The organism is Streptomyces sp. NPDC041713, assembly GCF_055591085.1.
Genome location: NZ_JBVIZY010000028.1, coordinates 1 through 12,459, shown reverse-complemented (window position 1 = coordinate 12,459; position 12,459 = coordinate 1). Strand labels below are relative to the sequence as shown.

The 12,459-nt window shown below is 71.0% G+C and carries 11 protein-coding genes; 7 read left to right on the top strand and 4 right to left on the bottom strand.

Translation table 11 applies throughout. From position 1 onward, the window contains the following. Positions 1-1,224, bottom strand: a 1,224-nt coding sequence (locus ACZ6CV_RS37190; protein ID WP_469256331.1) for a PTS ascorbate transporter subunit IIC, incomplete at its 3' end; no start/stop codon positions are given. 30 nt (positions 1,225-1,254) lie between these two features. Then, entirely contained in the window at positions 1,255-2,031 is a 777-nt protein-coding gene (locus tag ACZ6CV_RS37185) for a PTS sugar transporter subunit IIAB (RefSeq protein ID WP_469256330.1), read from the bottom strand. 233 nt (positions 2,032-2,264) lie between these two features. Here ACZ6CV_RS37185 and ACZ6CV_RS37180 point away from each other — a divergent pair, with 233 nt between their 5' ends. Beyond that, entirely contained in the window at positions 2,265-3,269 is a 1,005-nt protein-coding gene (locus ACZ6CV_RS37180; RefSeq protein ID WP_469256328.1) for a DUF3048 domain-containing protein, read from the top strand. Positions 3,270-3,346: 77 nt separating this feature from the next. Here the strand turns inward: ACZ6CV_RS37180 and ACZ6CV_RS37175 are convergent, their stop codons facing one another. Then, complete coding sequence (locus tag ACZ6CV_RS37175; RefSeq protein WP_469256326.1) at positions 3,347-5,566, bottom strand: MMPL family transporter; 2,220 nt, start codon at positions 5,564-5,566, stop codon at positions 3,347-3,349. A gap of 643 nt (positions 5,567-6,209) precedes the next feature. Here ACZ6CV_RS37175 and ACZ6CV_RS37170 point away from each other — a divergent pair. From ACZ6CV_RS37170 to ACZ6CV_RS37155, 4 genes are all read left to right on the top strand, one after another. Continuing rightward, positions 6,210-6,605, top strand: a complete 396-nt coding sequence (locus ACZ6CV_RS37170; RefSeq protein ID WP_469256322.1) for a hypothetical protein — start codon at positions 6,210-6,212, stop codon at positions 6,603-6,605. Between the two features lie 138 nt (positions 6,606-6,743). Beyond that, complete coding sequence (locus ACZ6CV_RS37165) at positions 6,744-8,828, top strand: M6 family metalloprotease domain-containing protein (RefSeq protein ID WP_469256320.1); 2,085 nt, start codon at positions 6,744-6,746, stop codon at positions 8,826-8,828. A 112-nt stretch (positions 8,829-8,940) separates the two neighbouring features. Then, on the top strand, positions 8,941-9,723 hold the full coding sequence (locus tag ACZ6CV_RS37160) for an arylamine N-acetyltransferase family protein (RefSeq protein WP_469256318.1): 783 nt from the start codon (positions 8,941-8,943) through the stop codon (positions 9,721-9,723). A gap of 112 nt (positions 9,724-9,835) precedes the next feature. Continuing rightward, entirely contained in the window at positions 9,836-10,315 is a 480-nt protein-coding gene (locus tag ACZ6CV_RS37155; protein ID WP_469256317.1) for a VOC family protein, read from the top strand. Between the two features lie 13 nt (positions 10,316-10,328). Here the strand turns inward: ACZ6CV_RS37155 and ACZ6CV_RS37150 are convergent, their stop codons facing one another. Next, on the bottom strand, positions 10,329-11,060 hold the full coding sequence (locus ACZ6CV_RS37150; protein ID WP_469256315.1) for a class I SAM-dependent methyltransferase: 732 nt from the start codon (positions 11,058-11,060) through the stop codon (positions 10,329-10,331). A 152-nt stretch (positions 11,061-11,212) separates the two neighbouring features. Here ACZ6CV_RS37150 and ACZ6CV_RS37145 point away from each other — a divergent pair, with 152 nt between their 5' ends. Next, on the top strand, positions 11,213-12,046 hold the full coding sequence (locus tag ACZ6CV_RS37145) for a hypothetical protein (protein WP_469256313.1): 834 nt from the start codon (positions 11,213-11,215) through the stop codon (positions 12,044-12,046). Positions 12,047-12,175: 129 nt separating this feature from the next. Further along, positions 12,176-12,459 (top strand): SPFH domain-containing protein (locus ACZ6CV_RS37140; RefSeq protein ID WP_469256311.1); only part of this gene is annotated, 284 nt, incomplete at its 3' end.

Sequence of the window (12,459 nt, the reverse complement as noted above, 5' to 3'; positions counted from 1 at the left end):
CAGGGCGGGCAGGAAGGTGATGAGGAGGCCGTTGACGAAGGCGCCCGCGGCGGCGCCGCGCCGGCCGCCGGTCGCGTTGCCGTAGACGCCCGCCGCGCCGCCCGTGAAGAAGTGCGGGACGAGGCCGGGCAGGACGAGGGCGAGCCCGAAGGCCGGATGGAAGATCCAGGCGAGCAGGCCGAGCCCCGCGAGGCCGCCGGTGAAGCTGGCGACGAAGCCGATCAGGACGGCGTTCTGTGCATAGGGGAAGACAATGGGCGCGTCGAGGGAGGGCACCGCGCCGGGCACCAGTTTCCGGGCGATGCCCTGGAAGGCCGGGACGAGTTCGCCCAGGATCGTACGGACGCCGAAGAGGATCACGGCGACGGCGATGCCGAACTGCAGGCCCTGCATGACCGACTGCATGACGTAGTCGCCGATGCCGCTCGCGCCCGGCGCGCCGTCCTCGCCGAAGGCCTTGAACGCCGTCTCCTTGCCCGCCTTGCCGAGGAAGACCAGCGACATGATCAGGTAGATCAGGACCATCGACAGGGCGGTCGCCACCATCGAGTCGCGCAGGAAACGCAGGCCTTCGGGGAGGTTCATCTCCTCGGTGCTGCGGCTGCGGCGGCCCACCAGCTGCCCCGTCGCGCCGGCCGCGATGTAACCGGCCGTCCCGAAGTGGCCGATCGCCACGTTGTCGTCGCCGGTGACGCGCTTGGTCCAGGGGTGCGCGAAGGCGGGCAGGGCCACAAGCAGGATGCCGAGCAGGACACCGCCGACGAGGACCACGGCCCACGACGGCCGGCCCGCGACGGCCGGGACCATCGTCAGCAGCGTCGCCATGAAAAGGATGTGATGGCCGGTCAGGAAGACGTAGCGCAGCGGGGTGAAGCGGGCGAGGGCCAGGCTGACGGCGAAGCCGAGGATCATCAGCCAGGCGACGCGCGATCCGTACTCCTTCTGCGCGATGCCGACGATCGCCTCGTTGGTGGGGATCACGCCGTGTGCCCCGGTGGAGCCCTGGATCATCTCGCCGAGCGGGGCGAGGGCGCCGACGACGAGGGTGGCGCCCGCGCCGATCAGCAGGAAGCCGAGGGTCGCCTTGATGGCTCCCCCGACGATTTGCCCGGTGGTCTTCCTCAGGGCGATCAGGCCCACGGCCGTGATGAGGCCGATGAGGTAGGCGGGTTGGCTGAGGATCTCGTCGACGAGGAACTCGGCGATCGGCACGAGCACGTCCATGGTGGGTTCTCCTTGCCCGGGGGCGGGCCGTCAGACGTCGTAGGTGTCCCGGAGCACGCGATCGGCCTCGGCCGCGCTGGTGAAGTCCTCGACGACCTTCACCGGGATGCCCACGTCACCGAGGGTCGCGGCGATCTCCCGCGAGGTGAGGATGGCGACCGCCTCCTTGGCCCGGCCCTTGGCGGAGATGGTGTCGGTCGCCTCGACGGTGACGTACCGGCTCCATCCCCAGTGGTCCAGGACGCCTTCGACGGTCTGCTTGAGGAAGATGCTCGTGCCGACGCCGTTGCCACAGACCGTCAGGATCCGGTGCGGGTCGCCGCCGCCCGCCGGCTCGTGGCGCGCGGCCGGCCCCACTCCCCCGCCGGTGAGGAGCGCGTGCACGGCACGCGGGGTCGCCGCCTCGCGCAGGGCGCGTGCCGTGTCCGGGTCGGCGAGCAGCCGGGCGAGGGCGCCCATCGCCGCGGTGTGCTCGGCGGCGTCCTGCGCGGCGAGGCCGACGACCAGGTCGACGGGGTCGTTGGTGTCGTGCCCGAACTCCACCGGCTCCGCGAGACGCACCCAGGACATGCCGGTGCGCAGGACGGCGGGCGAGGGTCTGGCGTGGGCGAGGGCGAGTCCGGGGGCGATGACGACGTAGGGCCCGTTGGCCCGGATGTTGTCGATCATTTCCGTCGTGTACGTGTCGGTGGTGGCTCCCGTCGCGACCATCAGGTCACCGGCGTGCCGCACGGCCGCGCGCCAGTCGGCCGCCGGGGCGTCGAGGAGCACGGCGTCCGCGGGGAGGATCTCGCTCAGCGTTGCCATGCACATGATTCTCGCCGACGCCCGGGCGGAGCCACGCGGAAGGCCCCCCGGAAAGAGTGACGGGACGACGGTGGATGGCCGCAGCGGCGGTTGGGCCCGCGGTGGCCGGAGGTAGGACTGCGCCAGCCACGGTGCGGCCACGGCAGACGGAGCGGGCCCGACACGACTGGCACCGCGAAGACCCGCGGAGGCCTCAGGCCACGACCGGTTCCGTCACGAAGGGAGACGCCTCGATGCATGCCTCGACGGCAGCAGGAAGACTCAGGGCCACCAGCCGCACCCGCCTCGGGGCGAAGCTGCTCGCGCTGGTCGCCACGGCGACGCTCGTCGTCGGCGTCCCCTCGTACGCGAGCGGCCCCGCCCATGAGGACACGCGCGCGCCTCGGACCCCCTCGCCCTTCACCGGGCTGGTGGCGCCTCAGGGTCCGGTCCTCGCCGTGAAGTTCGACAACGCGCGCGCGGCCCGGCCGCACACCGGCCTCGATCAGGCGGACATCGTCTACGTGGAGAAGGTCGAGGGCGGGATGAGCCGCCTGATGGGCGTCTACTCCGGCCGGCTGCCGGAGGCGATCGGTCCGGTGCGCAGCGCGCGGGAGTCCGACGTCGAACTCCTGCGCCAGTTCGGCCGGCCCGTCCTCGCCTACTCCGGGGTGCGCAGAGCGCTGCAGAAGACGCTCAGGGATTCCTCGCTCTACGCCCGCCCGCACGCGCGCGTCCCGGGGGCCTACTTCCGCGAGAGCGGCCGGCCCGCGCCGCACAACCTCTTCGTCCGGCCGCAGACGCTGCTGCGCTCGGCGCCGCAGGCGAACCACCCGACCGACATCGGCTTCCGTTTCGGACCCGCGCCGGAGGGCGGCACCCCCACCAGGGCCACGACGGTCCGGTACGCCTCCGCCAGCCACACCTTCACCTGGTCGCCCCGGGAGCGCCGTTGGCTCGCCTCCTTCGACGGGGCACCGGCCCGCGGCACCTCGGGGTCGCGGCTCGGCGCCCCTACCGTGGTGATCCAGTACGTGTCCATGCGCCCCTCCCGCTCCAAGGACGTCAACGGCGCGGTGACGCCGTACATCGAGACGGTCGGCAGCGGCACGGCGCAGGTGCTGCGCGACGGCAAGAGCTACCCCGTGCGCTGGAAGCGGTCCACGGCCGCAGGGGGCACCACCTTCACGCGGCCCGGCGGCGAGCCGATGCCTTTCGCCCCGGGTCAGGTCTGGGTGGTCTACGCGGACAGCCGCTGACAAAAGACCGGGCGGGCCGGCCCGGACGCTCCCCTGAGGGATGTCCCGACCGGCCCGCCCGTGGTGGAGCAGGGGTCCTACCGGCCCGCGGGGGCGAGCTCCCGGTCCGTCTCGGCCTCGGGGGAACCCGTGTCGCCGAGGTTCTTGTGCAGCTGCTCGCCCTCCACGTCCACGTTGGGGAGCAGTCGGTCCAGCCAGCGCGGCAGCCACCAGGCGGACTTGCCGAGCAGGGCGAGGACCGCGGGCACGATCGCCATGCGGACGACGAAGGCGTCGAAGAGGACGGCGATGGCCAGGCCGAAGCCCATCATCTTGATCATGTCGTCGTTCTCCATGATGAAGCCGGAGAAGACGCTGATCATGATGATCGCGGCCGCGGCCACGACCCGTCCGCCGTGGGTGAAGCCGGTCACGACCGACTCGCCGGGGCGCGCTCCGTGGACGTACGCCTCGCGCATCCGGGTCACGAGGAAGACCTCGTAGTCCATGGCCAGGCCGAAGACCACACCGATCATGAAGATCGGCATCATGCTCATGATCGGGCCCGGCTGGTCGACGCCCACGATGTCCGCGAGCCAGCCCCACTGGAAGACCGCGACCACGGCGCCGAGCGCGGCGGCCACCGAGAGCAGGAAGCCGAGCGCCGCCTTGAGGGGCACCAGGACCGAGCGGAAGACCAGCATCAGGAGCAGGAACGCGAGGCCGACGACCAGTGCGAGGTAGGGCAGGAGCGCGTCGTCCAGGGTCTGCGAGAAGTCGATGGTCATCGCGGTCTGGCCGGTGACCAGGACCTCGGAGCCGGTGTCGGTACCGACGCCGTCGGCGATCGAGCGGATCGACTTGACCAGTTCCTCGGTCTCGTGGTCGCTCGGCCCGGTCTTCGGGACGACGTTCATGATGGCGGTGTTGCCCGCCTTGTTGGCCTGCGCCGGGCTCACCTCGACGACGCCGTCGATCTTGCCGATGGACTCGCCGACGGTCTTGGCGGCGTCCGCCACCCCGGAGTCCTTGGTGACGGTGACCATCAGCGGGCCGTTGAAGCCCGCGCCGAAGGACTCCGACAGCATGTCGTAGGCCTTGCGCTGGGTGGTGTCCGGCGCCGAGGTGCCCTCGTCGGGCAGGCCGAGCTCCAGGCTGGTGGCCGGTACGGCCACGGCGCCGAGGCCGATGACGGCGACCAGGAGCACGGAGAGGGGGTGGCGCAGCACGAAGCGGGCCCAGCGGGTGCCGAGCTTGGGCTTGGCGTTCGGGTCGGCGAGTTCGCTCGCGGACTTCTTGCGGTCCTTGCGGCGCAGTACCTTGCGGCCCGCGAAGCCGAGCAGCGCGGGGATCATGGTGAGCGCGATGAGGACGGCGATGACGACGGTGCCGGCGGCGGCCAGGCCCATCTTGGTGAGGATGGGGATGTTGACGATCGCGAGGCCCGAGAGGGCGACGACCACGGTGAGGCCGGCGAACACGACGGCGGATCCGGCGGTTCCGGTGGCCCGGCCCGCGGCTTCCTCCGGTTCGCGGCCCTCGGCTATCTCCGCTCGGTAGCGGGAGACGATGAACAGGGCGTAGTCGATGCCGACGGCGAGGCCGATCATCATCGCGAGCGTGGAGGTCGTGGCGGAGAGGTCCAGGACGCTGCCGAGGGCTCCGATGGCGGAGATGCCGATGCTGACGCCGATGATCGCGGTGAGCAGCGGCATGCCGGCGGCGACCAGCGACCCGAAGGTGAGGATCAGGACGACGGCGGAGATGGCGATGCCGATGAGTTCGGCGCTGCCGCCCATCTCCTGCTCGGCCATGACGGCGTCACCGCCGGTCTCCACCGTGAGGCCCGCCTTGCGGGTCGCGTCGGTGGCGTCCGTCAGCGCGTCACGCGCCTTGTCGGTCAGCTCGGTGGCGACCACCTTGTAGGTGACCGCGGTGTAGGCGGTGGTGCCGTCCTTGCTGATGGTCCGGGCCTTGTAGGGGTCGTCGACGCTCGACACCTGCGGGCCCTTGCCTATGGCGGCGACGAGCTTCTCGACCTCGGCCTTGGGCTTGCCGGAGTTGATCTTCTCGCCGTCGGGGGCCCGGAGCACGACACGGGCGCTCGCACCGTCGGCGCTGGCGTCGGGGAAGCGCTTCTCGAGGAGGTCGAAGGCTTTCTGGGACTCCGTTCCCGGCATGGAGAAGGAGTCTTCGGGCGGGGCGGGAGCTGTCGCGGAGGCGAAGATCGCCCCCGCCAGCGCCACCACCCACAGCAGCGCCACGTAGCGGCGTCGCCGGAAGGCGAAGCGGCCTAGTTTGTACAGGAACGTAGCCACGGCGAAGGGACTCCCGTCGGGTTCGGCAGGCGTGGACGACCCTCTGCCGGTGCGATCGGCGCACGTCAGCGGGTCCAGCAGGATCGGTCTCCATCCTCACTGCCGAGAAGCGCGAGCAAGTCCGCCTGCGAGCCGGACTATCGGCCCACGGTCGCTGTACTGCGCCCTGCGACGAGTCATCCCCTGGGAGGAGAGCCGATCTCCTTTTCTAGGCCACAGGGCGCAGTCACGTGTCAACGCTCTCTTCGTCATTGGCGCGGAATTTTCTATTCCCTTTGTCTCGGGCCGCAGTCTCCGCCCATTTACCTGCATCGTTCACGCATCCACACCCGCAACCCCTGGCGGAATGAGGACCCGTTGGCCGGTTTCCATCGCCCGAGAGATCACGACCTGTCCGAGAAATCCCTTGCCCACGGCGTTCGGACGGAGTGGCATGCAACGGACAACAATGTCCCCCGTGAAGAATGCCCCCTGTGAGGTGGTGTGTTGCACGTGACCGAGTCGTACGCCGAGCTCGCCCGTCACTACGACCTCATCATGACGTCCGGCTACTACGACTACGACGCGTACGCCCGCTCCCTCCTGGAGAGCACCGAGGGCCGCACGGACCTGCTCGAACTCGGCGTGGGGACGGGGCTGGCCTGTGAGCGCCTGCTCGACCTGGGCCCGGACGACCTGCCGTCGCAGCCACCTCGTCGAGGACGAGGACATCATCGTCGGCCTGCGGAACGTCGCCGCGGCCCTGCGTCCGGGCGGCCTGCTCCTCCTGGCCGTCCAGCGGACGCACCACCCCTACCGGCGCACGCTTCCTGGCGGACTCGTCTACGCGCAGGAGATCGAGGAGAAGGGCGAGGGCCGGTTCGTGAAGGACTACTTCATCCTGCGCGGCAACACCTTGCTGGTCCACCAGCGCTCCCCCTTCCGCCTCTACCCGGAGGAGGACGCGGGGCGGCTGATGGAGCGGGGCGAATTCCGTGCGGAGCCCTTCGAGGCGGGCAACAGGTTCCGGCGGTACACCGCGTCGCGACCCGCCGCGTGACCGCTGACCCAGGAGCGTCACCGAGGCGCACTGTTCTCACCGCTTCCGGCCGCCTACCGTGAAACAGCAGTTCTCGCACCCCGCACGGCTTGTCATGCACTTGTCCATCATGTCCCGGCAAGAGGCACGAGGTGAGCCATGTTCCTCCGTCACAGACGCCCCGACCGCGGGCGCGCCACCCGTCCACGCCGCGCCCCGGTCCGTCGCGCCACCGTGGTCGCCGCCGTGCTCGCCGCCTTCGCGGCGACCGCCGTCGGCACCGCGCAGGCTCGGCCCGACGGCCCCGACCCGGCCCGGCCCTCCCTCATCCGCCCGATCGACCCGCAGAACTGGCGCAACCCCGACGACATGACCTGGAGCGAGTACCGCTCCGTGCCCGGCACCGACTGGGCCGATCCCGGACGCGAACCCACCGAGCGGACCTTCAAGGGCGCGCTGGTGCTCCTCGACTATCCGGACGAGGAGTTCACCCTCAGCAAGCCGCCCGGGTCGACCGTCTTCGGCAACCCGCAGCCGACCGCCTCCGGCGTCCCCCGCGACCGACTGCCCACCTTCTACGAGGACTTCCTCAACCAACCCGGCGCACTGAACCGCGGCCACACCATCAACGAGTACTGGATGGAGGACTCCGGCGGCCGCGTAGGCGTCGACCTGAAGGCCTTCGGGGTGTACCGCATGCCGTTCAAGTCCTTCCAGTACGGCGTCGAGCCCGGCATGAACCCGGGCGCCTGCCCGCTCGCGTCCACCTGCGGGAAGGACATCCGCGCCGACGGCAAGGCCGCCTGGATCGCCGAGGTCGGCGCGGAGAAGGCGGCCGAGTACGACTTCGTCTTCTTCCTCACCGCGGGCCAGGACGAGTCCTCCACCTGGCAGGAGTTCGGGCAGATGAAGTTCGCCGCCGGTGATCAGGTGCCGGGCGCGTGGGGCCCGCCCTCACCCATCGCGGCCGGCGGCAACTCCGCCGCCACCCGCTATGTGCCGTGGACGTCCTGGCAGGCCGCGGCCAGGATCTGGCCCAATGCCGTGACCGGCTCCTCCACCCAGGCCGAGAGCTCCGGCATGGGGGTGTACGCCCACGAGCTCAGCCACATCCTGGGCATCGGCGACAACTACAACAACCCGTACGGCACCCCCCTGAGCCGCTCCTACACCGGCATCTGGAGCATGCTGTCGCGCGGCTCGTTCAACGGGCCCGGCGGACCGCACACCCGCTGGAAGATCCCCGCCGCCGAGGGCGGTTCGATGGGCTCCCAGCACATCCTGCGCGACAAGCTGAAGCTCGGCATCGTGGACGAGAAGAACGTGCTGCGCCTGGACCGCGACGCGCTCAAGGACTCCGGCGTGGTCGTCGCCGAGGTCACCGCGCGCTCGGCGCCGCCCGGCGCCACCGGCCTGTCCGGCGTCAACATCGCCATGTCCCGCGACCTCTCCCCCGCCTGCGACCGCGACACCGACCCGCTGTGCGACGGCGGCGGCTACCAGAACTACACCGTCGAGGTCGTCGACCGCATGGGCATGGACTCCTTCACACCGGACAACGGGGTGCTGATCACCAAGACCAAGAACGCGGACCGGGCCCCGTTCGCCTGGGTGGTCGACGCCCACCCCGAGGACATCGACATGGTGGACTTCACCCGCCCCGACGGCACCCCGCAGAAGATCACCATGGGCGACTACCGTCAGCTCAGCGACGCGCTCTTCCACGCGGGAACGGACTCCGGCAGCTCCTATGAGTACGTCGACCGCGCCAACCGTCTGCACTTCTACGTCACCGACATCCGGCGCAACCGCGCGGGCGTGCTCTCGTACACCGTGGCGGTGAAGTCCCTCGACGGCGCGGGCCCGCAGCGCCGGGGCACCGCGCTGGGGCGCGGCGAGGCTGCGGGCGACCCCGGCAAGAGCCGGGCCACCTGCACCTTCCCGCTGACCAACACGGGGCGCGCGTCGGCCGAGGCGCCAGGTGGCCACCCCGAGGACGCCGCCCGTTACCTCGACTCCGACGTCTACCGGCTCTCCGCCAAGGCGTCGGGCCGCGGCTGGTCGGCCTGGCTGCCCAGCAAGCTGGCCACGGCCAGGGCCGGCTCCACGGTCGACGTGGACGTCGCCGTCACCGCGAAGTCCTCGTCCCGACACGGCCGGATCACCCTGACCGCCCGTTCGGTGAGCGACCCGCACCGGACCGCCGAGGCCACCTGCACGCTCTCCAGGAACGGCCGCCACTGACGACGGCTTTCACCGGTCTTACCGGCATGCCCTCGCGGTCGTCGATCGCGAGGGCATGCCGAGGAAGGGCGCGCCGTGTCCCTGGCCGCCGTCGCCCACCACACTGGTGCCCATGGACACCGAACAGATCGACGCCTACCTGCGGCGCATCGGCGCCGAACGCCCCGCCTCCCCCACCATCGGGGCGCTGCGCGACCTGCACGCCGCGCACTTGCGCAGCGTGCCCTTCGAGAACCTCTCGATCCACCTCGGTGAGGACATCGAGCTCACCGACAAGGCCTTGGTGTCCAAGGTCGTGGACGCGCGCAGGGGAGGCTTCTGCTACGAGCTCAACGGCGCGTTCGCCGCGCTGCTGACCGCCCTCGGCTTCGACGTCACGCTGTTGCAGGCCCGCGTGTTCGACGACGAGGGGCGGCCCGGCATCCCGTACGACCACCTGGCGCTGCGTGTGCGCACCGAGGACGGCGGCGACCTGCTTGCGGACGTCGGCTTCGGCCGCCACACCCGGTTGCCGCTCGCCTTCGCCGACCGGGGCGAGCAGGTGGACCCGGAGGGCACGTTCCGCCTCACCGAGACCGCGGAGGGCGATCTGGAGGTCGCCCGCGACGGCACACGGCAGTACCTGCTCGACCTGCGCCCGCGCGCACTGGCCGACTTCAAGGCGGGTGCCTGGTACCACCGCACCTCACCCGACTCGCACTTCACCCGCTCCCTGGTCTGCTCCCTGCTCACCGACGCGGGCCGGGTCACCCTCAGCGGCCGCACGCTGACCACCACCGTGGACGGCGAGCGGCACACCGTAGAGCTGGGCTCTCAGGCGGAGGTGCTCGCGGCGTACGAGCGGCACTTCGGCATCGTGCTCGAACGCGAACCGCTGGTGCGCGACCCCCGCTGACCGGGCGCGCAAATTGCCTGCCGTGTGGCGATGAGTTCCGGGCGGTGCGACGGTCCATCTAGGCAAGACATGCGGGCGGACAGGACCGCCGCGTACGTGACAGGAGAGCGTCATGCCCAGGATCACGCCCAACCTCTGGTTCGACCTGCAGAGCGACGAAGCCGCGCAGTTCTACGTCTCGGTCTTCCCGAACTCCGAGATCAAGAACGTCTCGTACTACGGAGAGGGCGCCCCGCGTCCGGCCGGCACCGTCCTGACGGTGGACTTCGAGCTCGACGGCCAGCCCTACACGGCGATCAACGGCGGCCCGGACTTCACCTTCACCGAGGCCGTCTCCTTCCAGATCGACTGCGCGGACCAGGCGGAGGTCGACCACTACTGGACGAAGCTCTCCGAGGGCGGCGAGGAAGGCCCCTGCGGGTGGCTCAAGGACAAGTACGGGCTGTCCTGGCAGGTCGTACCCACCGTGCTCGGCGAGCTCATCACCGACCCGGACCCCGAGCGGTCCCAGCGCGCGATGCAGGCGATGCTCGGCATGAAGAAGCTGGACGTCGCCGCGCTGCAGGCGGCGGCCGACGGCAAGGAACTCTGACCCGCCCCGGCGCCTACACCTTCCGGGCCACGACAAGGCGCCAGCGCGGACTGCCGTCGGCGCGCCGCCCGAACTCCTCCAGAGGAGAAAGCCGCATGTCGAACCCGGCCGCGGCGAGGTCCTCGCGCACCCCGCCGAGCGGGAACGTCCGGTAGTACATGACGAACCGCGGACGCCACAGCAGGTTGCGCACCCGCATCGCGCCGTCGAAGCCGAGCAGCGCCCAGTACCAGGGCGAGGCGAAGGACTGCGGGGCGCCGATCGGGAACGCGAAGACGCCGCCGGGGCGCAGCGCCCGGTGGACGCCGGCGAACAGGGCGGGCCGCTCGGCGGGCAGGAAGTGGCCGAACGCCCCGAAGCTGACGGCCAGGTGGTAGCCGCCGCGGAAGGGCAGGGCGCGGGCGTCGGCGCGCACCCAGTCGACGGCGGGGCCGCCGGGCCCCGGTTCCGGCAGCGACCGTGCCGCGGCGGCGAGCATCCCTTCGCTGAAGTCCACGCCGGTCACCCGCTCCCGGCACAGCGGCAGCAGCGCCTCGGCCCCGGCGCCGGTGCCGCAGCACACGTCGAGCCCCGCGTCGAAGGGGCCCAGGGGGCGCAGGACATCGGCTGTGGCGGTCAGAAACCGGCCAGGCGTACGAAAGGGAGTGTGGTCGAACTTCGGGGCGAGCAGGTCGTACCCGTGCTCGGTGGACGAGAGCGCCTGAACGGCCAGCTCACGCAGCGTGGGACCCTGGGAGGAGAACATCGGCTCCAGGGTAGTCAGCGGGCGGGCCGGGCGGGTGCGCGCCGGGGCGGTGCCGTGGCCGGATAGCGCCAGAAGGTCTATCGGGGGCCGGGACGGGTCGGGTAGAGGTGCACGTCTGCCCCAGACCCGTTCCTCTCTCCCGGAGGTGCCCCATGGCCACAGACCGGCACAGGACAAGGACCGCATCGGGCAAGACCCGGTTCGACGACATCTACGACCGGCCGGACCCGCGCGCCTACTTCCGCACGCTGGCGCCCTACGCGTACGAGATCCCGCAGCACGCCCAGGCGGTGTTCCGCCGCACGCGCGACCTGCGGGCCCGGCAGGCCGCCGACGAGGGCCCGGTGACGGTCCTCGACGTGTGCTGCTCGTACGGCATCAACGCGGCGCTGCTCAACCACGACCTCACCCTCGCCGACCTGTACGCGCACTACACCTCCGAGGAGGCCGCCGCGCTCACGCCGCACGAACTCGTCGAGCGCGACAAGGAGTTCTACGCGTCGCGGCGGCGCCCCGACGCCACGCCGGTCATCGGTCTCGACATGGCGGCGAACGCCACTCGCTACGCGTTGGACGCGGGTCTGCTCGACGAGGCGTATGCGGAGAACCTGGAGCGGCACCCGCCCAGCGAAGGGCTGCGTCGCGCGGTCGCCCGCACCGGTCTGATCACGGTCACGGGCGGCATCGGCTACATATCGGAGCGCACCTTCGACGCCCTGCTCGGCTGTGCACGGCGCCCGCTCTGGGTGAGCGCGTTCGTCCTGCGGACCGTGCCGTACCAGTCCATCGCCGACACCCTCGCCGCGCACGGCCTCACCACGGTGACGGACACCTCGCGGACGTACGCGCAGCGGCTCTTCACCAGCCCCGAGGAGCGCCGTGACGCCGTGCGCCAGGTGATCCTCGCAGGTGAGGATCCCACGGGCTACGAAGCGGAGGGTCGCTATCACACGCGGCTGCACGAGTCTCGGCCCCGCACGGACTGACCGCCTGACCAGAGCCCGTGTATGTCCTCCGGCCGGTCCGGAAAGCCCTCCGGGCAGCCCCTCGACCGGAGGACATATGCGGGCATATCGTTGAGACAGTGGTCGGCTCGGACGGCAGGGGGTCGTGCCATGGTCCAGGAACTGCTGACGGCAGGATCGGCGGTCGCTTCGGGCTGCGTGGTCTACGCGCTGGCGGCGGGCCGCGTGATCAAGCAGTACGAGCGCGGTGTGGTCTTCCGCCTCGGCCGGCTCTCCGGTTCGGTGCGCGGCCCCGGGTTCACCATGGTGGTTCCCGGCATCGACCGGCTCCGCAAGGTGAACATGCAGATCGTGACGATGCCGGTGCCGGCGCAGGACGGCATCACGCGCGACAACGTCACGGTCCGGGTGGACGCCGTCATCTACTTCAAGGT